The sequence below is a fragment of the Mycobacterium sp. GA-2829 genome, assembly GCF_001499965.1.
Taxonomy (GTDB): Bacteria; Actinomycetota; Actinomycetes; order Mycobacteriales; family Mycobacteriaceae; genus Mycobacterium.
The window spans coordinates 53,571-77,652 of record NZ_LQIT01000026.1 but is presented as its reverse complement, the minus strand read 5'-3'; the positions used below and the strand labels follow the sequence as shown (position 1 = coordinate 77,652).

Below are 24,082 nucleotides of genomic sequence, written 5' to 3'. Positions count from 1 at the left end.
CCCCTACACCCAGGCCCTCGTCGACTCCATCCCCGACCTCGGACGCGAACCCCGTTCGCTGGCGGGCGAACCCGCCAGCCCGCTGTCCCCACCCACCGGATGCGCCTTCCACCCGCGGTGCCCGCTGGCCGTCGACGCCTGCGATGACCGCGAACTCGACGTCCGCCTCGAAGGCTTCCCCGGCAACCCGCACCAGGTGGCCTGCATCGAACGGAAGGCGAGCTGATGGCCGTCGCGCTGCCCGCACCGGCCATGGTGCGCACCCGGCGTCGGGTGCTGACGCTGCCGCACTCCCGGTCGGCGGTGGTGAACTGGATCGGGTTCTCGCTCATCGGCGTCGTCACCCTGGTCGCGATCGCCGTCCCCGTGCTGGCGCCCTACGATCCGCTGCTGCCGGTCGGGATGCCGCTGCAGGCGCCGGGGGTGGACGGGTTCCTGCTCGGCACCGACAGCGTCGGCCGCGACATCCTGTCACGGGTGCTCTACGGCGCCCGGTCGAGCTGGTTCGCCGCGCTCGCGGTGGTTGCGTTGGGACTGTTGATCGGCGGTCTGATCGGGCTGATCGCCGGGACGGCGGGCGGCTGGGTCGACTCGGTGCTGATGCGCATCACCGACGCGTTCCTGTCGCTGCCCGCACCGGTGCTGGCGATCGCGGTGGTCGCTGCGCTCGGACCCGGGTTCCTGCACACGCTGATCGCGGTGTCGATCGTGTGGTGGCCGTTCTACGCCCGCCTGGTGCGCGGCGAGATCACCCGGCTGGCGGCCCGCCCGCACGTCGAGGCCGCCAAACTCGCCGGGGTCGGGCCGATCCGGCTGGCCCGCCGCCACCTGCTGCCCGGTGCGGTGCCCAACGCGGTCGTCGCGGCCAGCCTCGACATCGGCACGCTGATCCTGACCCTGGCCGCGCTGTCGTTCCTCGGGCTCGGACAGTCCGCTCCCGCACCGGAACTCGGCGCCGACTCCGCGCGCAACCTCAGCTACTTCCTGCAGCAGTGGTGGATTCCCGTGATGCCCGGCCTCGGCGTGCTGGTACTCGCGCTGATCGGCAACGTCGCCGGCGACAGCCTGCGCAACCTGATGAAGACGAAGTAGGGACCCTCATGCGGACCTTCGTGACCACCCGGATCGCCGCCATGTTCGCGATCCTCGTCGCCCTGACCGGGGTGATGTTCGTGCTCGCCCAGATCTCCCCGCTGGATCCGGTCAAGGCCCAGCTGGGTGCGCAGGCCTCCCAGCAGGCCGTCGCCGCCCGCCGCGAGGCGCTCGGCCTCAACGACCCGATCCTGGTGCAGTTCTGGAACTACCTCAAGGGTGCGGTGACCGGCGATCTCGGTACGTCGTACCGCACCCGGCATGCGGTGGCCTCCGACCTCGGCGACTTCCTGCCCGCCACACTGGAACTCGCGTTGTTCGGGATCGTCATCGCCCTGGTGCTCGCGGCGTTGCTCGCGTTCAGCACGACGCTGCGGTGGCGCGGCGCGGCCGTGCTGCGCGCGGTGCTGTTCACCGGGTCGTCGGCGCCGATGTTCCTACTCGGCATCCTCGGGCTGATCGTGTTCTACCAGCAGCTCGGCTGGGTCCCGGCCAACGGGCGCATCGCCGTGGCGAATCCGCCCAGCGGCCCCACCGGCCTGCTGACCGTCGACGGGCTGCTGCACGCCCGCTTCGACGTCGTCGCCGACGCGCTGCACCACCTGATCCTGCCCGCCGTGGTGATCGCCATCGGCCCCGCGGTCGCGATCGGCCGGGTGCTCCGGTCGAGCCTGATCGGCGACATCGACAGCGACTACGCCAGAACCGCACGCGCCAAAGGACTTTCGGAGAGCCGGATCATGGCCCGCCACGTGCTGCGCAACTCGATCGGTGCCGCACTGTCGATGACCGGGCTGCAGATCGGGTTGATGTTCTCCGGGGTGCTCGTCGTCGAGCAGGTGTTCGGCTGGCCGGGCATCGGTCAGTACATCGCCCAGAGCATCCCGGTGGCCGACTTCCCGGCCATCGCCGGCGTCACGCTGATGCTCGGCGCGCTCTACGTCTTCATCAACACCATGGTGGACCTCCTGCAGGCGGCCGCCGATCCGCGTATCACCGTCCAAGGAGGTTAAGTGCCCGAACAACCACTCATCGTTGGCAATCCCGTGCTCGTCGTCGTCGACATCCAGCAAGGCGGCGGGATGCCCGTCGACGAGGTCGGCATCCCGCACATGGCCGGGCACGCCGAACGCGTCGCCCGCGCAGCGCGTCTCGTGGCCGCCGCCCGCGCCGCCGACCTGCCGATCGTGTTCTTCCAGGAGGTGCACCGGCCCAGCGGCGTCGACTTCGGCCGCGAACTCGACGGCGTCGAGGGGCCGCACTGCATCGCGGGGCGTGCGGGCACCGACCTGGAACCCTCCCTACGGCCGCTGCCCGACCGCGACGACAAGGAGTTCCACATCGTCAAGCGCCGCTACTCCGGGTTCATCGGCACCGAATTCGACATCGTGCTGCGCGGTGTGCGGGCCTCCACGCTGATCCTCATCGGCGGCCTCACCGACGTGTGCGTGCACTACACCTTCGCCGACGCCCACCAGCGTGACTACTACGTGCGGGTGGTGACCGACTGTGTCGGCGGCTCGTCGCAGTACCGCCACGACGCCGCACTCGACGCGATGGAGTACCTGCAGACCGGGGCGATGCGCACCACCGAGGAGATCCTCGACGCCTTCGCCGCGATGGCGCCCGTCCTGGAAGGAGCCGGCCGGTGATCCGCCCGTCGCTGCGCGCCGCCGCACTGGCGGCGGTCACTGCCCTGACGTTGAGTGCCTGTGGCGGTTCGGATTCCGGGGGCGGTGCGCCCAACGCGGCCCCGGCCGACAAGGTGCTGCACCTGTCGTTCCTGCAGGACCCCGGCCAACCGCCGGACCCGGACGTCTTCTACGCCGGCCAGGGTCTGCTGCTGACCACCAACATCTACGAGGGTCTGCTGCAGTACAAGGGCGGCACCGAGAAGCCGGAGATCGAACCGCTGCTGGCCACCGAGTGGACCGAATCGCCCGACCACAGGATGTTCACGTTCAAACTGCGCGAAGGCGTGACGTTCCACGACGGCACCCCGTTCACCTCCGCCGCGGTCAAGGCCTCCTTCGACCGGCGACTGGCCGTCGACCAGGGCCCGGCGTACATGGTCGCCGACGTCGAATCGGTCACCACCCAGGGCGACCACGACGTCACCATCACCCTGAAGTCCCCGAACTCGGCGTTCCTGGACTACCTCGCCTGCCCCTACGGCCCCCGGATGCTCAGCCCGAAGGGGTTGGCCGACAACGACGGTGGCGACCACGCCCAGAACTACCTGACCACCCACGACCTCGGCACCGGACCGTACACACTCGCCGCCGCCGAGGTCGGCTCCCGCTACGCGCTGACCGCCTACCCCGGATACTGGGGTGAGAAGCCCTATTTCGAGCAGGTCGAGATCCCGGTCATCACCGACGTGTCGGCCCAGCAGCTGCAGTTCAACAACGGCCAGATCGCGGCGATCCTGCACGATCTGCCGTCCTCGGCGGTCGAGTCGTACCTGAACAACGACAAGTACGCGCACTTCTCGCTGCCGACGATGATGTCGAACTACCTGTACCTCAACCCGCGCCGCGGCATGCTCACCGACCCGAAGAACCGGGCCGCGCTGCTGGCCGCCATCGACGTCGACACCCTGGTCAAACAGACCTACTTCGGTCGCGGGAAGGAGGCCGAACAGCTGTACCCGCCGAACATGCTCGCCCCGGAATTGGCCAAACAGACGGTCACCCACGACCCGTCGCAGCTGACCGCGCTCGCGGCCGGATTGCCCGCGGACCAGAAGACGGTCACCGTCGGATACGACTCGTCCAACCCCGACAACCAGCTCATCAACAACCTGATCCAGACCCAGCTGGCGGCGGCCGGGCTGACCGCGAAGGTGCAGAGCTACCCGACCTCGGAGATCTACGGCTGGATCGGCAACGACGCGCCCAACGCACCCGACATCCTGACGTCCACCGCGTGGCCCGACGCACCGTCGCCCTACACCTGGGGACACATCACCTGGGACGCCGACGGCGGGCTGAACTACCTGGGCTGTTCGGCGCCCCCGGTGACCGCGGCGCTGACCCGCGGGTTGGAAACCGGTGAGGCGCAGGCCTTCTCGGAGGCGGCGGCCGCCGCCGAGGACACCGGCTGCTGGCTCAACCTCGCCGACGTCGACGACTTCATGGTCGCCCAGCCGTGGCTCAAGGGTGTCGAACAGGCCCACGTGGTGACGAATCCGAACTCGCTTCGGCTGGCCGAACTGTCGGTGGGCTGATGGCGACACTGGTCGGGCGCAGCGGAGTGCGCCGCATCATCCTGCTGACCCTGGGTTGGGAGGAACTGCCCAAATCGGTGTCCGTGCACGGTGCGCCGGCGGGGGAGCGGATGCGTGAACCGGTGCCCGGGGTACTGCTGCAGACCGACGGCGGGTGGGTGCTGCTCGACACCGGGTTCAACACGGCCCTGGTCCGCGACCCCTACCTGTACCGGCGGTTCTTTCCGACGGTCGAATACCGGCCGGTGCTGCCCGGCCCGGGTGAACCGATCGAACAGCGGTTGGCCGAGGTCGGCGTCGACATCGACCAGATCCACACCGTCGCCGTCAGCCACCTCCACCACGACCACGCGGGCGGGCTCAAACTGTTCGCCGGCAAGGTCCCGGTACACGCCCAACGCCGCGAGCTCGAGTACGGGCTGTCGAATCACCCTGAGCCCGAACACCATGCGATCGTGCGAGTCGACTTCGACGACCCCCGCATCGACTGGCGGCTGGCCGACGGGGACGCCGAGATCGCACCGGGAATCACGGCGGTGCCGACCTACGGGCACACCCCGGGACACCAGAGTTTCGTGGTGGAGCTCGACGAGTCCGTCGGTGGGGACGGGTTCGTGTTCGCGTTCGACGCCGCCGACCTCACCGAGAACATCGAACACGAGTTGGCGATCGGCGGGTTCATCGACGTCGACCCCGAGGACACCGTCGAACCGATCCGCAGGCTCAAGAAGTTGGCCGCCGAGAGGGGGTTCCCGCTCATCCCGGGCCACGATCCGCACGTGTGGCCGGAGCTCACCCAGCACTTCCACGAGCGGTTCGGGCCGGTGGCGCCGTGACCGATCTCGCGGTGGTGATGCGGGAGTGCGTCGGACTGTGGCGGCGCACCCTGCTCATCGAGGCCGACGGATCACGGGACACCGGAACCGACGTGCTGTGGCTACAGGGTGTCAGCGCCTACGTCGACTCCCGTGGCTTCGCCGGTGTGCTCACCCAGCACGGGGACGTCTTCGCCTGGCGCCGTGACATCGACGCCCTGCCGCCTGCCGAGTTCCCCGACGAAGGGCACACGAGTTGGGACGGCGACGTCCTCGTCGAGTGCGGCGTGCACAGCGACTACGTCGAACACTGGGTGCGCGACACCGGACCGGCCGAGCCGTGCTGGGCGGTGGAGTTGGGCGCAGGCGCCGACCGCGCGCTCCTGCTGCGGGTGGGGGACCGGTTCGGCTGGGCGCGAGGCGAATCCGTGGTGCTCGGACGGGTCGGCGACGGCCGGTGGGAGGCAGTCGGCCCGGTCGGCGAGGACGCCGGCATCCGCGCCGACGGAGTGCACTGGAACGTGATACGACGCGAGGGAGAAGTCGAACTGTGAGTGGTGCAACGGATTTCACGTCGGTCCCGGTGATCGACATCAGTGGACTGCGGTCGGCCGACCGGGCGGACCATCGGCGGGTGGCCGACGACCTCGGCGCCGCGGCCCGCGACGTCGGGTTCTTCTACATCAGCGGATCGGGTGTCGACGATGCGCTGTTCGACCGGATGCTCGCCAAGGTGAAGGAGTTCTTTGCGCTGCCGCTCGAGGAGAAGATGCGCAGCTACATCGGCCTGTCACGGTGTCATCGCGGCTACGTGCCGGTCGGGGAGGAGGGCGTCGCCGAGCAGGTCACACCGGACCTCAAGGAGGCGTTCGACACCGCGCTGGACCTGCCTGCCGACGATCCCGACCACCTGGCCGGCAACCCCATGCTCGGACCCAACACCTGGCCCGACATCCCCGGATTCGCCGAGGCCGTCACCGACTACTACACCGCGGTGCTCGAGGTCGGCCAGAAGTTGTTGTGGGCGTTCGCGATCGCGCTCGGCGAGGACCCCGATGTGTTCACCCGCCACGCCACCAAGACACCGAGCCAACTGCGCCTGATGCACTACCCGTACAACCCCGACGCCGAGGACCGCATGGGCATCGGTGCCCACACCGACTACGAGTGCTTCACGCTGCTCAAGCCGACCGCGCCTGGATTGGAGGTGCTCAACGGCGCCGGGCAGTGGATCGACGTGCCCCCGGTGGCGGGCACGTTCGTCGTCAACATCGGCGACATGCTCGAGCTGTGGACCAATGGGGCGTTCGTCGCCACCAGCCACCGGGTGCGGAAGGTGAAAGAGGAGCGCTACTCGTTCCCGCTGTTCTTCAACGTCGACTACCACACCGAGGTCAAACCGCTGCCGCAGTTCGCACCCCGCGACGAGCGGCCGCGTCCGGCGCTGCACGCCGGTGAGCACCTGTTCGCCCAGACCGCCCAGTCGTTCGCCTATCTGCGTCGCCGGCTGGAGAGCGGGGAGCTGATGCTGCCGGAGGGGTCACTGGCGCTCGGACAGTTCGGTCAGCAGGCGCTGCAGGACCGCGCTAGTTGATCGGCGCGTTGACCCACCGCAGGTCGGACAGGATGCCGCGCGCGGCGACGATGCCCTCGCCGGTCTGCCACACCTCGTTGTTGACGATGTAGACCCGGTTGTCCTGCGCCGCCGACAACGCCCGCCACGCATCGCTGTCGAGGATGCGCGGGGCGTCCTCGCGCGCAGCGGCCGACGCGAACGACACGTAAACGATGTCGGCGTCGGCGATCCCGTAGTCCGGGTCGTCGCCGGTGCCGAGTTCGACGAACGGGCCGTCGGTGAAGCGTTGCGCGGCGGGCCGGTCGAGACCCGCTTCGGCCAGCACGCTGCCCGCGAAGCTGTCGCGGCCGTAGACCCGCACGGTGTCCTCGGTCACCTGCACCACCGACGCCTGGAAGTGGGCGGTGTCGTTGTCGGCGGCGGTCCGGCGCGCGGCCTCGGCGAACCCGCCCAGCAGGCCGCCGCCAGCGTCGAACCGCCCGGTCGCGGCGGCCACCACACGCAGGTTGGCCTGCCAGTGCGCGCCGGGCGGCCCGGTGAACACCGTCGGCGCGATCTCGCCGAGGGAGTCGAACAGTTCCGGGGTCAGCGCCTGCGAGCCGAGGATGAGGTCGGGGTCCGCGGCGCGGATCGCGTCGAGGTCCGGTGCGCTGCGGGTGCCCGCCTGCGGCGCGTCGTGGATCACCGCGCCGAGGTAGGAGGGCTGCTGGTCGCTGCCGTCGGGCAGGGCGGCGGCGACGATGCGGGACTGCAGACCCAGCGCGCACAGCGTGTCGAGCTGGTCGCCGGAGAGCACCACGATGCGCTGCGGGTCGGCGACCACGCGAGTCTCACCGGCGGCGTGCCGGACCTCGCGTTCGGGGGGACCGGGGTCGACCGGGGCCGGTTCGGGGGCGCAGGACTCGTCGGGGCGGCGGTCGTTGCCCAGCACGCCGGCCCCGGCGATCCGGGTGGTGCTGGTGATCACCGAGTTCATCGGCGCCTGACCCGCGTCACCCGCGTCACCGCCGGAGGCGCCGCACCCGGCCAGCGTGGCCGCAAGCACTGAGGTCGTCACCGTCGTCTTCACCCACGCGCGGGCCCTGGTCTGCGGTCGGCCGATCAGCACGGGGGCGACGGTAACATCATCGAGCACATACATCCTGGTCGCGGGCGTGGCGTCGACCGCCGCCCACGTGCCCCGACACGCAATTACGACGGTTTGTAGGACCCAGGCTGACCCCTGTCGCATCGAGCGATAGGATTCGTGGCAGCAAGGCGGGGAATCGCCGACAGAACTTTTGGAGGACCTCTTGGTAGCCGAAGCGCCCCCAATCGGAGAACTCGAGGCACGTCGTCCGTTCCCGGAGCGCCTCGGTCCCAAGGGCAACCTGATCTACAAGGTCATCACGACCACCGATCACAAGCTGATCGGCATCATGTACTGCATCGCCTGCTTCGCGTTCTTCTTGATCGGCGGGCTCATGGCGCTGTTCATGCGCACCGAGCTGGCGGTCCCCGGGCTCCAGTTCCTGTCGAACGAGCAGTACAACCAGCTCTTCACCATGCACGGCACGGTGATGCTGCTGTTCTACGCCACCCCGATCGTGTTCGGGTTCGCCAACCTGGTGCTGCCGCTGCAGATCGGCGCCCCGGACGTGGCGTTCCCGCGCCTCAACGCCTTCTCGTTCTGGCTGTTCCTGTTCGGCGCGCTGATCGCGATCGCCGGCTTCATCACCCCCGGTGGCGCCGCCGACTTCGGCTGGACCGCCTACTCACCGCTGACCGACGCGATCCACTCGCCCGGCGCCGGTGGTGACCTGTGGATCATGGGCCTGGCCGTCGGTGGTCTGGGCACCATCCTCGGTGGCGTCAACATGATCACGACCGTGGTCTGCATGCGTGCCCCCGGTATGACGATGTTCCGGATGCCGATCTTCACCTGGAATATCCTGGTGACGTCGATCCTGGTGCTGCTGGCCTTCCCGCTGCTGACCGCGGCGCTGTTCGGCCTGGCCGCCGACCGGCACCTCGGCGCGCACATCTACGACCCGGCCAACGGCGGCGTGCTGCTGTGGCAGCACCTGTTCTGGTTCTTCGGGCACCCCGAGGTGTACATCATCGCGCTGCCGTTCTTCGGCATCGTCAGTGAGATCTTCCCGGTGTTCAGCCGCAAGCCGATCTTCGGCTACACCACGCTGATCTACGCGACCATCGCGATCGCCGCGCTCTCGGTGGCGGTGTGGGCGCATCACATGTACGCCACCGGTGCGGTGCTGCTGCCGTTCTTCTCGTTCATGACGTTCCTCATCGCGGTGCCGACCGGTATCAAGTTCTTCAACTGGATCGGCACGATGTGGAAAGGCCAGTTGACGTTCGAGACACCGATGCTGTTCTCGGTCGGCTTCCTCATCACGTTCCTGCTCGGTGGTCTGTCGGGTGTGCTGCTGGCCAGCCCGCCGCTGGACTTCCACGTGACCGACAGCTACTTCGTCATCGCGCACTTCCACTACGTGCTGTTCGGCACCATCGTGTTCGCCACGTACGCCGGCATCTACTTCTGGTTCCCGAAGATGACCGGCCGCCTGCTCGACGAGAAGCTGGGCAAGCTCCACTTCTGGCTGACCTTCGTCGGCTTCCACACCACCTTCCTCGTGCAGCACTGGGTCGGTGACGAGGGCATGCCGCGTCGTTACGCCGACTACCTGCCCAGCGACGGTTTCACCACGCTGAACATCGTGTCGACGATCGGCGCCTTCATCCTGGGCATCTCGACGCTGCCGTTCCTGTGGAACATCTTCCGCAGCTGGCGCTACGGCGAGCCGGTCACCGTCGACGACCCGTGGGGTTACGGCAACTCGCTCGAGTGGGCCACCAGCTGCCCGCCGCCGCGGCACAACTTCACCGAGCTGCCCCGCATCCGGTCGGAGCGCCCGGCGTTCGAGCTGCACTACCCGCACATGGTCGAGCGGATGCGGGCCGAGGCCCACGTCGGCCGCGACCACCACGCGGACGAGCCCAAGCCGATCGACGCGTCCAGCTGATGGGCCGCTGCGGAACCCAGGGGTGAACGCAGCTGCCAAGGTGTCGGTACTCATCACCGTCACCGGAGTCGATCAGCCGGGTGTGACGTCGGCGCTGTTCGAGGTGCTCTCGCGGCACCGCGTCGAACTGCTCAACGTCGAACAGGTGGTGGTCCGCCGGCGCCTGACCCTCGGTGTGCTGGTGGCCGTCCCGCCGCACGTCGCCGACGGCGACGGGCTGCGTACCGACGTCGAAGAGGCCATCCACGAGGTCGGTCTCGACGTGACGATCGAGCGCAGCGCCGACACCCCGGTGATGCGCGAGCCGTCCACCCACACGATCGTCGTGCTGGGCCGGCCGATCACCGCGAGCGCATTCGGTGTGGTGGCCCGTGAGGTCGCCGCGCTCGGCGTCAACATCGACACCATCCGCGGGGTTTCCGACTACCCGGTGACCGGGCTGGAACTGCGCGTGTCGGTGCCCGCGGGCGGCGCATACGGGCAGCTTCAGCAGGCGCTCGCGCGGGTCGCCGTCGACGAGGGCGTCGACATCGCACTCGAGGACTACAGCCTGTCACGGCGCGCGAAGCGGCTCATCGTGTTCGACGTGGACTCCACGCTGATCCAGGGCGAGGTCATCGAGATGCTGGCCGCGCGGGCCGGGGCCGAGGCCGCCGTCGCGGAGGTCACCGAGGCCGCCATGCGCGGCGAACTGGACTTCGCCGAATCCCTGCACCGCCGGGTGGCCACGCTGGCCGGGCTGCCCGCCTCAGTGCTCGACGACGTCGCCGAGCAGATCGAACTCACCGCGGGCGCCCGCACCACGCTGCGCACGCTGCGCCGGCTCGGCTACCACTGCGGCATCGTCTCGGGCGGATTCCGGCAGGTGATCGAACCGCTGGCGCACGAACTGATGATGGACTACGTGGCCGCCAACGAACTCGAGATCGTCGACGGCAAGCTGACCGGCCGCGTCATCGGTGAGGTCATCGACCGGCCGGGTAAGGCCAAGGCGCTGCGCAACTTCGCCCAGCAGGCCGGTGTGCCGATGGAGCAGACCGTCGCGGTCGGCGACGGCGCCAACGACATCGACATGCTGTCCGCGGCCGGGTTGGGCGTGGCGTTCAACGCCAAACCCGCGCTGCGTGAGGTCGCCGACGCCTCGTTGAGCCATCCGTACCTCGACACCGTGCTGTTCCTGCTCGGGGTCACGCGCGGCGAGATCGAGGCCGCCGACGCGGTCGACGGTCTGCTGCGCCGCGTCGAGATCCCCGAGGACTAGACCACCAGGACGCGCTGTGCGGCGGCGGTCGCCCCGGTGACGGCATGCCATGCCCGGGCCAGCAGCGCCATCGCCTCCCGCATCTCCTCCGGCGGCAGCGTGTAGGGGATGCGGATGAAGCGCTCCAACGAACCGTCCACCCCGAAGCGCGGTCCCGGCGGGATGTCGAGGCCCATCCGCGACGCCGCGGCCGACAGCGCCGAGCTCATCGGGGTCGGCAGACGCACCCACAGCGCCAGTCCGCCCCCGCCCGGGCACGGCTGCCAGTCCGGCAGGTGCTCGTCGAGCAGTGACAGCATCAACGCCCGGCGAGTGCGCAGGATCTCCCGGCGCTCCGGCAGCACCTCGTCGGCGACGCGGAGCAGTTCGGCCGCGGCGAGTTGTTCGAGGATCGGGGTGCCCATGTCGATCGAGGGGCGCAGCGCGGCGATCGAGGCCAGCGTCGCCGGGTCGGCCCGTATCCAGCCGATGCGCAGCCCACCCCAGAACGACTTCGACATCGAGCCGGTGGTGAGCACCAGATCGTGCCGACGGGTCATCTCCGTCGCGACCGGCGGCGGGACGGGCTCGTCCAGCCACACCTCGGTCATCGTCTCGTCGATGATCGTGCGGGTACGGGTCTCGGCGATCAACGCGGCCAGTTCGGCGCGCTGCGGCCGCGGCATGGTCCGCCCGGTCGGGTTTTGGTTGTCGGGGACCAGATAGGCCAGGCTGGGGGCCAGTTGGCGGATCGCGGTCTGCACCGCCCCGATGTCCCACGCGTCCTCGGCGACCGCGACGGGGACCGGCCGGGCGCCCGCGGTGGCGATCGCGGCGAGCGCACCGTGATACGTGGGCTGCTCGACGAGGACGCGGTCACCGGGCTGGGTGTAGGTCGCCAGGATCAACCCGATGGCGTGCAGCGCACCGGTGGTGATCATGATGTCGTCGGGCTCGGTGGGAAGTCCACGCGCACAATATCTTTCGGCGACGGCCGCGCGGAGCGACGGGACGCCGGCGAGTTCGATGCCGGTGCCGTGCAACCACGGCGTGATCTGCTGGGTCGCGGCGTTGAGCGCGGCGAGCACCGCCGGGGCGGGGGCGGCCAGCGCGGCGTTGGCGAGGTTGGCGGCCGGGCGGGCCAGGGCCGGGACCGACGGCGCGTTCGGGCCCACCGGTAACGCCGTCGTACTGCGGGCACCGCGCCGGGCGACCAGATAGCCGTCGTCGCGCAGCTGGGCGTACGCGCTGGTGACCGTGGTGCGGGAGACCTTGAGGCACTCCGCCAGCGCGCGTTCACTCGGCAACCGGGCGCCCACCGGAAGCCGGCCGTCGACGATGAGCATCCGGATGCCGTCGGCGAGGCCCTGATAGACCGGACCGCTCGAACTGGCCGTGCGCCAGTTGCCCAGTTCGCGGGCCAGCCGCTCGACATCGAGCACCCGGGTCGGCATTTCCAGAGTCATTGCAGCCAGTATGCGTCAACTGGCTATTGATGAGCAAGCCAGTCCGCCGAACAATGGCCACATGGCATCGAACTGGATATCAAGATTAGGAACTGGCCTGTCGAATCTGTTCAGCATCCGTCCAGGTGAGTTCACCAACCCGGAACTGGACGCCGACACGCGCCGGATGCACGCCGAACTGGACGCCATCAGGATGCGTTTCCCGGACCACTCATAGTGCGGCGGATCACCGCCCGGACGACGCTGCTGCTCGTCGGGCTGACGCTGTACGGGTTCTCCATGGCGCTCATGGTCAAGGCCGGACTGGGTCTGGACCCCTGGGACGTCTTCCACCAGGGCCTCGCCGGCCGCACCGGAATGACGATCGGCACCGTCACCGCCCTGGTCGGGGTCGTGGTGCTGCTGGCCTGGATCCCGCTGCGCAACCGGCCCGGGGTCGGCACGGTGGCCAACGTCATCGTCATCGCGGTCACCGTGGACGCGAGCCTGGCCGTGCTGCCCACGCCGACGACGCTGCCGGTGCAGACGGCCTGGATGCTGGCGGCGGTCGTGCTCAACGGGCTGGCCACCGCGCTCTACATCGGCGCCGGGCTCGGACCGGGACCCCGCGACGGGCTGATGACCGGGCTGGTCGCCCGGACCGCCCGGTCGGTGCGGCTGGTGCGGACCGGGATCGAGGCCACCGTGCTGCTGGCCGGCTGGCTGCTCGGCGGCACCGTCGGGGTGGGCACCGTGGTGTACGCGCTGGGGATCGGCCCGTTGGTGCAACTGTTCATGCGGCTGGGCGATTTCGGTGCCACCGCATACGCGAAACGCCGGGGTGCCCCGCAGGTTGCGGCACCCGCCGAGTACGGCACGATGGGCGAGTGCCCGAAGAAGACACGGCCGAGGGTCTGACCGACGGTGCCCCCGACGACGACCTGCTGATCGACTTCGCGAAAGTCAGCCTGCGACGCGGAGGCCGCACGCTGGTCGGCCCGCTCACGTGGGCGGTCGAACTCGACGAGCGGTGGGTGGTCATCGGTCCCAACGGCGCCGGGAAGACCTCACTGCTGCGCATCGCCGCCGCGATGGAACATCCGTCCTCCGGAACCGCCTACGTGCTGGGTGAGCGGCTCGGCCGCACCGACATGGCCGAGCTGCGGTCACGGGTGGGCTTGTCGAGTGCGGCTCTGGCGCAACGCATCCCGCCCGGCGAAGTGGTGCGCGATCTGGTGGTCTCCGCCGGCTACGCGGTGCTCGGCCGGTGGCGCGAACGGTATGACGACGTCGATTACGAGCAGGCCGTCGACATGCTCGAGAGCGTCGGGGCCGAACACCTCGCCGAGCGGATCTACGACACCCTTTCAGAGGGGGAGCGCAAGCGTGTGCTGATCGCGCGCTCGCTGATGACGGATCCGGAACTGCTGCTGCTCGACGAACCCGCCGCCGGGCTCGACCTCGGCGGCCGCGAGGAACTCGTCGCGCGGCTGTCCGATCTCGCGAACGACCCGGATGCGCCCGCGATGGTCCTGGTCACCCACCACGTCGAGGAGATCCCGCAGGGCTTCAGCCACTGCCTGATCCTGGCGGAGGGCGAAGTCGTCGCCGCAGGCCTGCTGAGCGACGTGCTGACCGCCGAGAACCTGTCCAAGGCATTCGGACAGCAGATCGCCCTCGACGTCATCGACGGGCGCTACTTCGCCCGTCGCATCCGCACCCGCGCCGCCCACAGGAGACGCTCATGACCGATCCGCTCGTCCCGCGGCCCGCCGCGACCGTGATGCTCATCCGGTCTGCGCGTGGCATCGCCGAAAAGAATGAAGTTTTCCTGATGCGACGGCACGCGGGTATGGATTTCGTCGCCGGGGTGATGGTGTTCCCCGGCGGCGGGGTCGACGAGCGCGACCGCAGTGCCGACATCGCCTGGGCCGGGCCGGGTCCGGACTGGTGGGCCGAGCGGCTGGGAGTCGACGAGGGACTGGCCGAGGCGCTGGTGTGCGCCGCCGCCCGCGAGACGTTCGAGGAGTGCGGCGTGCTGTTCGCCGGTGCCGCCGACGATCCGGACGTGCTCGTCGACGATGCGTCGGTGTACCGGGACGCGCGCAAGGCGCTGACCGACCGGTCGCTGTCGTTCGCCGACTTCCTGCGCGACGAGAAGCTGGTGCTGCGCGCCGACCTGCTGCGGCCATGGGCGAACTGGGTGACCCCCGAGGAGGAGCGCACTCGCCGCTACGACACCTACTTCTTCGTCGGGGCGCTGCCGGACGGTCAGCGCGCCGACGGCGAGAACACCGAGACCGACCAGGCCGGCTGGATCACCCCCGAGGAGGCGCTGCGCGACTTCGCCGACGGCCGGTCGTTCCTGCTGCCCCCGACGTGGACGCAGCTCGACGCGCTGGCCGGGCGTTCCGTCGCCGAGGTCCTCGCCGTCGAACGCCGCATCGAGGCGGTGCAGCCCACGCTCACCGCCCACAACGGCAACTGGGAGATCGAGTTCTTCGACAGCGACCGGTACAACGCGGCGCGCAACCACCGAGCCCCATGAGGGAGTTCGTCGGGGTCCACACCGGCGAGGAGCAGCCGGGGATCGCCACTATGCTGCTGTCGCATCCGCCGACCAATGCGCTGACCCGACAGGTCTATCGCGAACTGACCTCGGCGGCCACCGAGGTCGCGGGCCGTGACGACATCGCCGCGGTCATCCTGTTCGGCGGGCACGAGATCTTCTCCGCCGGCGACGACGTCCCGGCCCTGCGCGAGCTGAACCCGCACGAGGCCGCGGCCGCCGCCGGCACCGCGCGGGAGGCGCTCGCCGCGGTCGCCGCGATCCCGAAGCCGACCGTGGCCGCGGTGACCGGCTATGCGCTGGGCAGCGGACTGACGCTGGCGTTGGCCGCGGACTGGCGGGTCAGCGGCGACAACGTCAAGGTCGGGTCGACCGAGATCCTCGCCGGCCTGACGCCCGGGCCCGACGCGACCGCCCGGCTGGCGCGCGCGGTGGGGCTCAGCAAGGCCAAGGACCTGGTGTTCTCGGGCCGTTTCGTCGGTGCCGAGGAGGCGCACGCACTGGGTCTGCTCGACGAACTGTCGGCCCCCGACGCGGTCTACGACGCCGCCGTGACCTGGGCGCGCCGGTTCACCGACTACTCACCCGAGGTGCTGGCTGCCGCCAAGGCGGCCTTCGCCGGTTAGGCTGCCAGCCATGACGAGTACCGACCACACGTCCACCGATCTGCCCGCGTCGAACCCCCACGCGACCGCTGAACAGGTCGAGGCCGCGATGAAGGACTCGAAGCTCGCCCAGGTGCTCTACCACGACTGGGAGGCCGAGACCTACGACGAGAAGTGGTCGATCTCCTACGACCAGCGGTGCGTCGACTACGCCAGGGGCCGCTTCGACGCCGCGGTGCCCGAGGACGTGCAGCGAGAACTGCCCTACGACCGGGCCCTCGAGCTCGGCTGCGGCACCGGTTTCTTCCTGCTCAACCTGATCCAGGCCGGCGTCGCCCGGCGTGGTTCGGTGACCGACCTGTCGCCCGGGATGGTGAAGGTGGCCACCCGCAACGGTCAGTCGCTCGGCCTCGACATCGACGGACGCGTCGCCGACGCCGAGGGCATTCCCTACGAGGACGACACCTTCGACCTGGTGGTCGGGCACGCGGTGCTGCATCACATCCCCGACGTCGAGCTCTCGTTGCGCGAGGTCATCCGGGTGCTCAAACCGGGCGGCCGGTTCGTGTTCGCGGGGGAGCCCACGACCGTCGGCCACCGCTACGCCCGCGAACTGTCGACGCTGACCTGGCGGGTCGCGACCAACGTCACCAAGTTGCCGATGCTGTCGGGCTGGCGGCGCTCGCAGACCGAACTCGACGAATCGTCGCGTGCGGCGGCGCTGGAGGCCGTGGTCGACCTGCACACCTTCGACCCGGCCGACCTCGAACGCATGGCCGCCAACGCCGGCGCCGTCGAGATCCGCACCGCCAGTGAGGAATTCACTGCCGCGATGCTGGGCTGGCCGGTGCGGACGTTCGAGGCCGCCGTGCCTCCTGGCCGATTGGGTTGGGGCTGGGCGAAATTCGCGTTCAACAGCTGGACCGGTCTGAGCTGGGTCGACGCCAACGTGTGGCGCCGCGTGGTGCCGAAAGGCTGGTTCTACAACGTGATGATCACCGGGGTCAAGCCGTCCTAGAGTTCGACCTCGACTCCGTCGCCTACCTGACCGGCGACGAGGGCCGCGCCGCGCTCGCCGACGTCGCGACGCGGCCGCTCACCCCGGCCGGCCTGGTCAACGACATCGCCTGGGCGCGTAAGCGTTTCGGCGGCCGGGCGGGAATCCTCGTCGAGACGGTGCGGCTGCGCCGCAAGGCCGCCGACAAGCTGCCCGGCACCGAAGACTGGTTGTTCACCGACGAGGCCTTGCAGCAGGCCACCGCGGGCGCCGTCGCGGCGCACCGGGCGCAGCGGCTGTCTGGTGCGGTGGTGCACGATGCGACGTGCTCGATCGGCACCGAGCTTGCCGCACTTGCCGATCGGGCCGGCTACGTGGTGGGCAGCGATCTCGATCCGGTCCGGGTGGCGATGGCCCGCCACAACCTCTCGGGCCGCGTCCCCGTCCTGCGTGCCGACGCCCTGCACCCGGTCACCCGCGACACCGTCGTCCTACTCGACCCGGCCCGCCGCAGCGGCGGCAGGCGCACCTTCGACCCCCGTGATTACACCCCGCCGCTGGACGCCGCGCTCGAGACGTACGCCGGACGCGATCTCGTCGTCAAATGCGCTCCCGGAATCGATTTCGGTGTGGTACGCCACCTCGGGTTCGCCGGTGAGATCGAGATCACCTCGTTCGGGGGCAGTGTCCGGGAGGCGTGTCTGTGGTCGCCGAACCTGGCGACGGCCGGCGTCACCCGGCGGGCGAGCGTGCTCGACCGCGGCGAGGAGCTCACCGACGCCGAACCCGACGACTGCCCGGTCGCCCCGGCGGGTCGCTGGATCGTCGACCCCGACGGCGCGATCGTGCGCGCCGGGCTGGTCCGCCACTACGCGGCACGGCACGGTCTGTGGCAACTCGACCCCGAGATCGCCTATCTGACAGGGGATCGGCTGCCCGACGGGGTACGCGGCTTCGAGGTGCTCGAACAGCTGCCGTACCAGGAGAAACGGCTCCGGCAGGCGCTGGCGGCCCACGACGCCGGGGCCGTCGAGATCCTGGTGCGCGGCGTCGACATCGACCCCGATGCGCTGCGGCGCAGGCTCAGACCGCGCGGCAGCGCCGCGGTGTCGGTGGTGGTGACCCGCCTCGGCGCCGGGACCGCAAGTCGGGCAACAGCCTTCATATGTCGGCCGTCACGTTGACCCGCCACGTACGCTGGCGCGTGATGAGAACTTTCAATTCGATCGCGGCGCTGCTGACCGCCACCGTGCTGACCGGCCTGACCGGTACCGCCGTGGCGTCGGCGCAGACCGCGTGCGCCGATCTCGGCGGCGCCCTGAACGCCGAGCAGTCCTGTCAGGTCCGCAACGCCACCGCGGCCTACACCGTCGACTTCAGCTTCCCGGCCGGCTATCCCGATGAGCAGGCGGTCTCGGCGTACCTGAGCCAGACCCGCGACGGGTTCATCAACGTCTCCGAGATGCCGGGTTCGCGCGGTCTGCCGTACGTCCTGGACGCCAAGGGCACCGCCTACCACTCGGGCCTCGCCCCGCGCGGAACTCAGAGCCTGGTGCTGGAGGTCTACCAGAACGTCGGTGGCGCCCATCCGCAGACGTGGTTCAAGGCGTTCACCTACGACCTCGGCGCCCACGCGCCGCTGACGTTCGAGACCCTGTTCCGCCCGGGCACCCGTCCGCTGGATCTGGTGTTTCCGGCCGTACAGAGCGATCTGCAGGCCAAGACCGGCATCGATCAGCCGGTCCTGCCCGCCGACGGCCTCGACCCGGAGAAGTACCAGAACTTCGCCGTCACCGACGACGCGGTGATCTTCTTCTTCGGGCAGGGCGAACTGCTGCCCGAGGCGGCAGGCGCTATTCAGGCGTCCGTGCCGCGCTCGGTGCTCGCCCCGATCCTGGCGGTCTAGACGCGGGTGTCCTCGCTGCGCGAGTACGTCTCCCAGAACTTGGCGTTCGGGATCTGCAGCGCGGTCGGGTCGAAGACGGGGTCCAGGCCGGCCTTCTTCTGCTTCTCGTAGTCCCACAGCGCCTTGTACGCCGGCTGCTGCAGGATGATGATGCCGACGATGTTCAGCCAGGCCATCAACCCGACGCCGATGTCGCCGAGGGTCCACGCCTCGGTGGCCGTCGAGACCGCGCCGATGACCACCGACACCAGGATCAGCGCCTGCAGCAGCATGGTGGCGGTGCCGCCGACGGTGCTGCGGATGAGCGGGATGTCCACGGTCGAGGTCTTGCCCAGGATGAACCGCAGGTTCGTCTCGGCCATGTAGTAGTAGGCGACCAGCGTGGTGAAGCAGAAGAACGCCAACGATATCGCGACGAACGAGGCGCCCGCCCCGCTCCACAGGGTGTCGAAGCCGACCTGCGCGAAACCGGGCCCCACCGGGGTGTCGGCCGGCAGGATGCCGCCCTCGGCGAGCACGGCACCTGTCTCGCTCTCGCCCTCGAAGACCCGGTAGGCGCCGGTCGACAGGATCAGGAAGCCCGTCGCCGAGCAGACGAACAGCGTGTCGACGTACACCGCGAACGCCTGCACCAGACCCTGTTTCGCGGGGTGGGAGACCTCCGCGGCGGCCGCGGCGTGCGGTCCGGTGCCCTGTCCGGCCTCGTTGGAGTAGATGCCGCGTTTGACGCCCCACATCACCGCCGAGCCGATGATCGCGCCGAAGGCGGAGTCGAGGCCGAAGGCGCTGGCGAAGATCATCCGCAGGATCTCGGGAACCTCACCGACGTTGAGCAGCACGATGATCAGTGCGAGCACGATGTAGACGATGGCCATGAACGGCACCACGATCGAGGCGAACGTCGCGATGCGCTTGACCCCGCCGATGATGACGAACGCCAGCACGATGACCGTGCCCACCGCCACCCACCACGTCGACCAGCCCCATGCCGAGTTCATGGCGACCGCCATCGAGTTCGACTGCACGCTGGGCAGCAGCAGCCCGCACGCCAGCACGGTGACCGCAGCGAAGATCGCGCCGTAGACCTTGAAGAACCCGGCGCCCGCGGTGTGCGACAGCGCCCGGCTCAGGTAGTAGGCCGGGCCGCCGCGGTACTCACCGGTCAACGGATCTTTTGTCTTGTAGATCTGGCCGAGCGTGCACTCCACGAATGACGTCGACGCGCCGAGGAACGCGACCGCCCACATCCAGAACATCGCGCCGGGGCCGCCGAACGCGATGGCGGTCGCGACGCCGGCGATGTTGCCGGTCCCTACGCGGCCCGCCAGCGACATCGTCAGGGCCTGGAACGACGACACCCCGTTGGGCGACTTCTCGCCGTGCAGCATCACCCGGATCATCTCCGGGACCTGGCGCACCTGCACGAAGCGCGACCGGATCGAGAAGTACACACCTGCACCCAGGCACAGATAGACCAGGGCGTTACTCCACACGTAACTGTTGACCGTGTCGAGGAATTCGGTCACCGCAGACTCCCACCGCATCGGTTGATCGGCCGCGGTTCTGCGGCCCCCGGGCATGATTCCACGGCCCGGCATGGTTTTTTGTTAAATCAGGGTCACGACGTCGTTAGTTCTCTTGAGCAGATGCTCACCGGCAATAGTTATTCCGGCGCGAAGCCGTAGACCTGACCGTCGCTGGTCGCGGTCACGACGCGACCATCCTGCCCGAGGGAGACTCCCACGGGCCAGCCCGTCGCCTCCGGCAACGGATAGCTGTTGACGGTGCGGCCGTCGCCGGTGCCGAACACCACGAGCTCCTGACCGCGCTCGGGCGCTTCGACCACCACGTACCCGAGAGGCCCGGCCCGACTGGAGGTGGTCAGCGGGACGACGTCGTCGCGCGTCCACACCACCTCGCCCTCCTCGCCGGTGTCCCGGACCGCCGTCAGCGCCGCACCCGGCCCGCCGCCGGCGATGATCGTGCCGTCGGGCGCCACCGACGGCGGAGTCTGCGGCTGGTAGTGCAAGGGGAGCGACCACTTCGCGGCGCCGTCGGCGGTGTCGAGCGCCCACAGCCGTTTGTCGCGGCCGTTGACGTACACCGTCGACCCGTCGGCGGAGATCACCGGACTGGCCAGCGGCCCCGTGGTCACCACGTCGCTCGTCCATTCGCGCACCAGCAGCGGTGTCTGACCCGGCCGGTAACGCAGGCCGACCAGGACGGGCTTGTCGGCGCCGGGCTCCCACAGGCTGAGCACCACGATGCTGCCCGCGGCCGAGAAGGCCGGGGCGGCGGCCACCGGACAACCGGCACGGGCGGGGCGGCAGTCCGCGAGGCCCCGTTCGGAGTCGGTGGGGTCGACGCCGGCGACCAGGTCGAGTGCGGTGCCCTCGACGGTGCCGCGGTGTGCGTCGAAGACGAGGACCTGGCCGAGATGGGTGACCACCAGGAGTTGGCCGGGCGCCAGGAGCCGCGCCGTGGTGGGCGCCCCGATCACGGGTTTGCGCCAGCGGATCCACTGGGTCAGCGGGAACGACATGATCAAGCCGGGTTGGCCGATGTACACGTTGTCGAAGCCGTCGAGCAGCGGGCTTGCGTCGCCGGCACCCTGCACCAGGCGTGAACACCACCGCTGGCGGCCGTTGTTGTCGGCTTCCCACAGCATCAGCGAGCAGCCGTCGCGGGTCTGGGCGTTGGCGGCCAGGTACCCGTTGTTGCCGAGGGCAACCGCGGCGCCGAGGTCGCCCTTGACCGAGCGGCTCCACTCCAGCTTCAGGGTGTCGGCGCCGTCGGCGTCGACGTAGCTGCTGTTGGCCGCGTCGCCGTACTGGGCCGGCCAGCCCGGCGCGGATTTCGCCTCCACCCAGGACGAGGTGTCCGCGCATCCGGCCGACGCACCCACCAGCAGCGCTGACACCAGCACGAGGAATCGCCGGAACACGGTGTCCTTTCACGGTCGCTGATGGGCCCACGTGAGGGTAACCCGGGCGGTACCGCGGCCTCGCGTAGGCTTTGCGGCCATGACGACGATGTGGGGCGCTCCGCTGCACAAGCGTTGGCGGGGCTCGCGGTTGCGTGACCCGCGCCAGGCTCGGTTCCTGACGCTCGACTCGCTGCGATGGGTGGTGGCCAACCGCGCCTACACGCCCTGGTACCTGGTCCGTTACTGGCGGCTGCTGAAGTTCAAGCTGGCCAATCCGCACGTCATCACCCGCGGCATGGTGTTCCTGGGCAAGAACGTCGAGATCCAGGCGACCCCCGAGTTGGCGCAGATGGAGATCGGCCGGTGGGTGCACATCGGGGACAAGAACACGATCCGCGCCCACGAGGGGTCGCTACGCATCGGCGACAAGGTGGTGCTCGGGCGGGACAACGTCATCAACACCTACCTCGACATCGAACTCGGTGACTCCGTGCTGATGGCCGACTGGTGCTACGTCTGCGATTTCGACCACAAGATGGACAGCATCGAATTGCCGATCAAGGACCAGGGCATCGTGAAGAGCCCGGTGCGCATCGGACCCGACACGTGGGTGGCGACGAAGGTGACCGTGTTGCGGGGCACCACCGTCGGCCGCGGGTGCGTGCTGGCCGCGCATGCGGTGGTCAAGGGGGACATCCCGGACTTCTCGATCGCGGTCGGTGCGCCGGCGAAGGTGGTCAAGAACCGCAAACTGGCGTGGGAGACGTCGGCGGCGCAGCGTGCGGAACTGGCCGCGGCGCTGGCCGACATCGAGCGTAAGAAGGCCGCCCGCTAGCTTCGGGGAGCCGGCCGCGCCCGCAATGCCGTTGATGCCAACGTTGTCACGCTTCACGGCATCGGCACCGGGCACCGGCGGGCGCTTGAGGGGCTGGTCGCCGCGGTGGATCAGAACGGGATCGAGCCTGTGGTTGACACGGTCTACCCGTTGGCGGCGCTGCCCGAGGCGCTCGATCACCTCGACCGGGGACCGTTCGGGAAGATCATCGTCGATCTGACGTAGCGCTGCGCGCTTGACGCGCTGCCCGGGAGTGGTGACTCCTTCTCGCGTCAATAGGTGTTGACGGCGGCTGGGCTGCGCCTCGGCACGGCGCCGCCCCGGGATATGGCTTGTGTTGCGCGTCAATAGACGTTGACGCGCGGGATGGGGATAGGTTCCCGGGCGGTTCACCGCATGGTTTATCGCCACCGGCGTGAGGTTGGCCGGGTTGTGTCGGCGGGGTCACTCACTTCGCTCTGTGGTGCGTCAACAGATGTGGCCGCGGCCGCCGGAGCAGTCAATTCCGTTGTGCGTCAATAGATATTGACGGCGCCCGGACTCGGGCTAGTTGCTGCTGGGTGGTGCTTTGGGTTCGAAGGGGGTGTACCACCACCAGTCGGCGCGTTCGCCGCTGGGACCGGGATAGGGGTCGACCTTCGGGGGCGATTGGGTGGGTGGCCGCGCCAGCGACCCGTCACGCATGATCCGGCCTCGGCTGTCGGTGACGACGAGTTGGTGGGCGGGTCCGGTGATGGTGATGATCCCGCGGTGATGCGCCCGATGATGATAGGGACAGACCAGCACCAGGTTGTCGAGTTCGGTTTCGCCGCCGTCCTCCCAGTGGATGATGTGATGCGCGTGCAGGCCGCGGGTCGCTTCACAGCCGGGCACCACGCAGGTGCGGTCGCGGTGTTCCAACGCCCGCCGCAGCCGGCGGTTGATCAGCCGGGTGGCTCGCCCGGCCCCGATGACCTGGCCGTCGCGTTCGAACCACACCTCACAGGTCGCATCACAGGTCAGGTACTGCCGATCAGCGTCGGGGAGCAGCGGTCCCAGGTGTAGGGCGGCGATGCGGTCTTTGATGTCGAGATGCACCGCGACGGTGGTGTGGGCGCTGTGCGGGCGGCGGGCGGCGTCGGCGTCCCAGCCGGCTTCGATCAGGGCCATGAAGGCATCACCGCGGGTGGGCATCGGAGGCCGGACCGCCGCCAGGGTCTCGCCGTGGTCGCGTTTGAACTGGGCGATCAGTGCGTCGTGATGGGATTGCAGCGCGGCTTCGAATTTCGCCGACTCGGCGTGGGTGAGTTGGATCCGCCAGAAGGTGTACTGGTCATCGGAGGTCTGAGTGATCGAGCAGGCAGGTTCGAGCTCCGGTTCCGGCTCATCCTCATCGGGCGTGGGCTCGGGGGGCGTGGGTTTGGGTTCCTGCCGGATCGCGGTGCGGAGTTGGTTGACGCTGGCGCACTTGGCCAACTCGGCGTAGTGCTCATCGGATCCGGGGCCGGCTTTGTCGGCGATGACGCCGACCTGATCCAGTGACAGCCGGCCTTCGCGCAAGGCCTGCACGCACAGCGGGAACTCCTCGATGCGGTCGGCGATCGCGGTGATCGCTTTGGCGTTGGTGGTCGAGCAGCCGACCTTCCAGGCCACCAGCGCGGTGACCGATCGTGCCCCGGTGGCACCCCACAGGCGCTCGCCGTCGATCTCGGCGGCGATCTCCACCAACCGGGCGTCGATCGCATTGCGCTGGCCCGCGAGCTCGGACATCTCCTCGAACAACGCCTCCAGCTGCGCTTCCCGAGGCGTGCTCGGGATGAAAGACGGTGCGCTGGAAACCATGAC

At 69.4% G+C, this 24,082-nt stretch carries 24 protein-coding genes and 1 pseudogene; 20 read left to right on the top strand and 5 right to left on the bottom strand.

Translation table 11 applies throughout. The annotated features are described in order from the left end of the window. The 8 genes from AU194_RS17010 to AU194_RS16975 all read left to right on the top strand — a co-directional run. Nucleotides 1-226: oligopeptide/dipeptide ABC transporter ATP-binding protein (locus AU194_RS17010; RefSeq protein WP_369804141.1), on the top strand; the 226-nt coding region annotated here is incomplete at its 5' end. Next, entirely contained in the window at nucleotides 226-1,092 is an 867-nt protein-coding gene (locus AU194_RS17005; RefSeq protein WP_059090415.1) for an ABC transporter permease, read from the top strand. The genes AU194_RS17010 and AU194_RS17005, both read left to right, overlap by 1 nt. 8 nt (nucleotides 1,093-1,100) lie before the next feature. Next, nucleotides 1,101-2,105, top strand: a complete 1,005-nt coding sequence (locus AU194_RS17000; RefSeq protein ID WP_059090414.1) for an ABC transporter permease — start codon at nucleotides 1,101-1,103, stop codon at nucleotides 2,103-2,105. Next, nucleotides 2,106-2,744 (top strand): cysteine hydrolase family protein, encoded by a 639-nt coding sequence (locus AU194_RS16995; RefSeq protein ID WP_059090413.1) that lies wholly within the window; start codon nucleotides 2,106-2,108, stop codon nucleotides 2,742-2,744. Further along, on the top strand, nucleotides 2,741-4,321 hold the full coding sequence (locus tag AU194_RS16990; protein WP_059090412.1) for an ABC transporter substrate-binding protein: 1,581 nt from the start codon (nucleotides 2,741-2,743) through the stop codon (nucleotides 4,319-4,321). The genes AU194_RS16995 and AU194_RS16990 overlap by 4 nt, the downstream gene beginning before the upstream one ends. Then, a complete protein-coding gene (locus AU194_RS16985) occupies nucleotides 4,321-5,157 on the top strand; it encodes an N-acyl homoserine lactonase family protein (RefSeq protein ID WP_059090411.1) in 837 nt (278 codons plus the stop codon). The genes AU194_RS16990 and AU194_RS16985 overlap by 1 nt, the downstream gene beginning before the upstream one ends. Beyond that, a complete protein-coding gene (locus AU194_RS16980) occupies nucleotides 5,154-5,690 on the top strand; it encodes a hypothetical protein (protein ID WP_059090410.1) in 537 nt (178 codons plus the stop codon). The genes AU194_RS16985 and AU194_RS16980 overlap by 4 nt, the downstream gene beginning before the upstream one ends. Further along, nucleotides 5,687-6,730: an isopenicillin N synthase family oxygenase gene (locus tag AU194_RS16975; RefSeq protein ID WP_059090409.1), complete on the top strand. Its 1,044-nt coding sequence runs from the start codon at nucleotides 5,687-5,689 to the stop codon at nucleotides 6,728-6,730. The genes AU194_RS16980 and AU194_RS16975 overlap by 4 nt, the downstream gene beginning before the upstream one ends. Here AU194_RS16975 and AU194_RS16970 read toward each other — a convergent pair. Beyond that, nucleotides 6,723-7,820 carry an ABC transporter substrate-binding protein gene (locus AU194_RS16970; RefSeq protein WP_369804140.1) on the bottom strand — a complete coding sequence of 366 codons (1,098 nt, stop codon included), beginning with the start codon at nucleotides 7,818-7,820 and terminating at the stop codon, nucleotides 6,723-6,725. The two genes, AU194_RS16975 and AU194_RS16970, sit on opposite strands and share 8 nt — an antisense overlap. A 184-nt stretch (nucleotides 7,821-8,004) precedes the next feature. Between AU194_RS16970 and ctaD the strand changes: the two genes are divergently transcribed. Beyond that, nucleotides 8,005-9,735: a cytochrome c oxidase subunit I gene (gene ctaD / locus AU194_RS16965; protein ID WP_059090424.1), complete on the top strand. Its 1,731-nt coding sequence runs from the start codon at nucleotides 8,005-8,007 to the stop codon at nucleotides 9,733-9,735. A 22-nt stretch (nucleotides 9,736-9,757) separates the two neighbouring features. Next, complete coding sequence (serB, locus tag AU194_RS16960) at nucleotides 9,758-10,996, top strand: phosphoserine phosphatase SerB (RefSeq protein WP_197417644.1); 1,239 nt, start codon at nucleotides 9,758-9,760, stop codon at nucleotides 10,994-10,996. On the opposite strand, the gene AU194_RS16955 is transcribed toward serB, so the two are convergent. Continuing rightward, nucleotides 10,993-12,441: a PLP-dependent aminotransferase family protein gene (locus AU194_RS16955; RefSeq protein WP_231743439.1), complete on the bottom strand. Its 1,449-nt coding sequence runs from the start codon at nucleotides 12,439-12,441 to the stop codon at nucleotides 10,993-10,995. The genes serB and AU194_RS16955 overlap by 4 nt on opposite strands. A gap of 61 nt (nucleotides 12,442-12,502) precedes the next feature. Here AU194_RS16955 and AU194_RS32230 point away from each other — a divergent pair, with 61 nt between their 5' ends. The 8 genes from AU194_RS32230 (at nucleotide 12,503) to AU194_RS16920 (ending at nucleotide 18,497) form a co-directional block, all read left to right on the top strand. Further along, on the top strand, nucleotides 12,503-12,658 hold the full coding sequence (locus tag AU194_RS32230) for a hypothetical protein (RefSeq protein ID WP_197417643.1): 156 nt from the start codon (nucleotides 12,503-12,505) through the stop codon (nucleotides 12,656-12,658). A 62-nt stretch (nucleotides 12,659-12,720) separates the two neighbouring features. Further along, nucleotides 12,721-13,338, top strand: a complete 618-nt coding sequence (locus AU194_RS16950; RefSeq protein ID WP_231743445.1) for a YitT family protein — start codon at nucleotides 12,721-12,723, stop codon at nucleotides 13,336-13,338. Beyond that, nucleotides 13,308-14,168, top strand: coding sequence for an ABC transporter ATP-binding protein (locus AU194_RS16945; RefSeq protein WP_059090406.1), 861 nt, complete (start codon nucleotides 13,308-13,310; stop codon nucleotides 14,166-14,168). The genes AU194_RS16950 and AU194_RS16945 overlap by 31 nt, the downstream gene beginning before the upstream one ends. Further along, a complete protein-coding gene (locus AU194_RS16940; RefSeq protein WP_059090405.1) occupies nucleotides 14,165-14,968 on the top strand; it encodes an NUDIX domain-containing protein in 804 nt (267 codons plus the stop codon). The genes AU194_RS16945 and AU194_RS16940 overlap by 4 nt, the downstream gene beginning before the upstream one ends. Further along, on the top strand, nucleotides 14,965-15,615 hold the full coding sequence (locus AU194_RS16935) for an enoyl-CoA hydratase (protein WP_059090404.1): 651 nt from the start codon (nucleotides 14,965-14,967) through the stop codon (nucleotides 15,613-15,615). The genes AU194_RS16940 and AU194_RS16935 overlap by 4 nt, the downstream gene beginning before the upstream one ends. 10 nt (nucleotides 15,616-15,625) lie before the next feature. Continuing rightward, nucleotides 15,626-16,612: a class I SAM-dependent methyltransferase gene (locus AU194_RS16930; RefSeq protein WP_059090403.1), complete on the top strand. Its 987-nt coding sequence runs from the start codon at nucleotides 15,626-15,628 to the stop codon at nucleotides 16,610-16,612. Then, nucleotides 16,546-17,775 (top strand): class I SAM-dependent methyltransferase, encoded by a 1,230-nt coding sequence (locus AU194_RS16925; protein WP_082698693.1) that lies wholly within the window; start codon nucleotides 16,546-16,548, stop codon nucleotides 17,773-17,775. Before AU194_RS16930 ends, AU194_RS16925 begins: the two co-directional genes overlap by 67 nt. 23 nt (nucleotides 17,776-17,798) lie before the next feature. Continuing rightward, nucleotides 17,799-18,497: an esterase gene (locus AU194_RS16920; RefSeq protein WP_059090402.1), complete on the top strand. Its 699-nt coding sequence runs from the start codon at nucleotides 17,799-17,801 to the stop codon at nucleotides 18,495-18,497. Here the strand turns inward: AU194_RS16920 and AU194_RS16915 are convergent. Then, nucleotides 18,494-20,023: a sodium:alanine symporter family protein gene (locus AU194_RS16915; protein WP_059090401.1), complete on the bottom strand. Its 1,530-nt coding sequence runs from the start codon at nucleotides 20,021-20,023 to the stop codon at nucleotides 18,494-18,496. The two genes, AU194_RS16920 and AU194_RS16915, sit on opposite strands and share 4 nt — an antisense overlap. Before the next feature lie 137 nt (nucleotides 20,024-20,160). Next, nucleotides 20,161-21,441: a PQQ-binding-like beta-propeller repeat protein gene (locus AU194_RS16910; protein WP_059090400.1), complete on the bottom strand. Its 1,281-nt coding sequence runs from the start codon at nucleotides 21,439-21,441 to the stop codon at nucleotides 20,161-20,163. Between the two features lie 79 nt (nucleotides 21,442-21,520). On the opposite strand from AU194_RS16910, the gene AU194_RS16905 reads away from it, so the two are divergent. Together AU194_RS16905 and AU194_RS31865 are read left to right on the top strand one after the other, a co-directional pair. Continuing rightward, nucleotides 21,521-22,258, top strand: a complete 738-nt coding sequence (locus AU194_RS16905) for an acyltransferase (RefSeq protein WP_059090399.1) — start codon at nucleotides 21,521-21,523, stop codon at nucleotides 22,256-22,258. 51 nt (nucleotides 22,259-22,309) lie between these two features. Beyond that, nucleotides 22,310-22,483: pseudogene (locus AU194_RS31865) on the top strand (zinc-binding dehydrogenase); the annotation flags it as partial. 321 nt (nucleotides 22,484-22,804) lie between these two features. Here the strand turns inward: AU194_RS31865 and AU194_RS16900 are convergent. Then, nucleotides 22,805-24,079 carry an HNH endonuclease signature motif containing protein gene (locus AU194_RS16900; RefSeq protein WP_059090398.1) on the bottom strand — a complete coding sequence of 425 codons (1,275 nt, stop codon included), beginning with the start codon at nucleotides 24,077-24,079 and terminating at the stop codon, nucleotides 22,805-22,807. Nucleotides 24,080-24,082: the final 3 nt, after the last annotated feature.

Coding starts and splice junctions, on each gene's coding strand:
- AU194_RS16905 (WP_059090399.1), top strand. CDS start 21,521: ATGACGACGATGTGGGGCGCTCCGCTGCACAAGCGTTGGCGGGGCTCG.
- AU194_RS16955 (WP_231743439.1), bottom strand. CDS start 12,441: ATGACTCTGGAAATGCCGACCCGGGTGCTCGATGTCGAGCGGCTGGCC.
- AU194_RS17005 (WP_059090415.1), top strand. CDS start 226: ATGGCCGTCGCGCTGCCCGCACCGGCCATGGTGCGCACCCGGCGTCGG.
- AU194_RS16950 (WP_231743445.1), top strand. CDS start 12,721: ATGGCGCTCATGGTCAAGGCCGGACTGGGTCTGGACCCCTGGGACGTC.
- AU194_RS32230 (WP_197417643.1), top strand. CDS start 12,503: ATGGCATCGAACTGGATATCAAGATTAGGAACTGGCCTGTCGAATCTG.
- AU194_RS16935 (WP_059090404.1), top strand. CDS start 14,965: ATGAGGGAGTTCGTCGGGGTCCACACCGGCGAGGAGCAGCCGGGGATC.
- AU194_RS16900 (WP_059090398.1), bottom strand. CDS start 24,079: ATGGTTTCCAGCGCACCGTCTTTCATCCCGAGCACGCCTCGGGAAGCG.
- AU194_RS17000 (WP_059090414.1), top strand. CDS start 1,101: ATGCGGACCTTCGTGACCACCCGGATCGCCGCCATGTTCGCGATCCTC.
- AU194_RS16930 (WP_059090403.1), top strand. CDS start 15,626: ATGACGAGTACCGACCACACGTCCACCGATCTGCCCGCGTCGAACCCC.
- AU194_RS16985 (WP_059090411.1), top strand. CDS start 4,321: ATGGCGACACTGGTCGGGCGCAGCGGAGTGCGCCGCATCATCCTGCTG.
- AU194_RS16920 (WP_059090402.1), top strand. CDS start 17,799: ATGAGAACTTTCAATTCGATCGCGGCGCTGCTGACCGCCACCGTGCTG.
- AU194_RS16940 (WP_059090405.1), top strand. CDS start 14,165: ATGACCGATCCGCTCGTCCCGCGGCCCGCCGCGACCGTGATGCTCATC.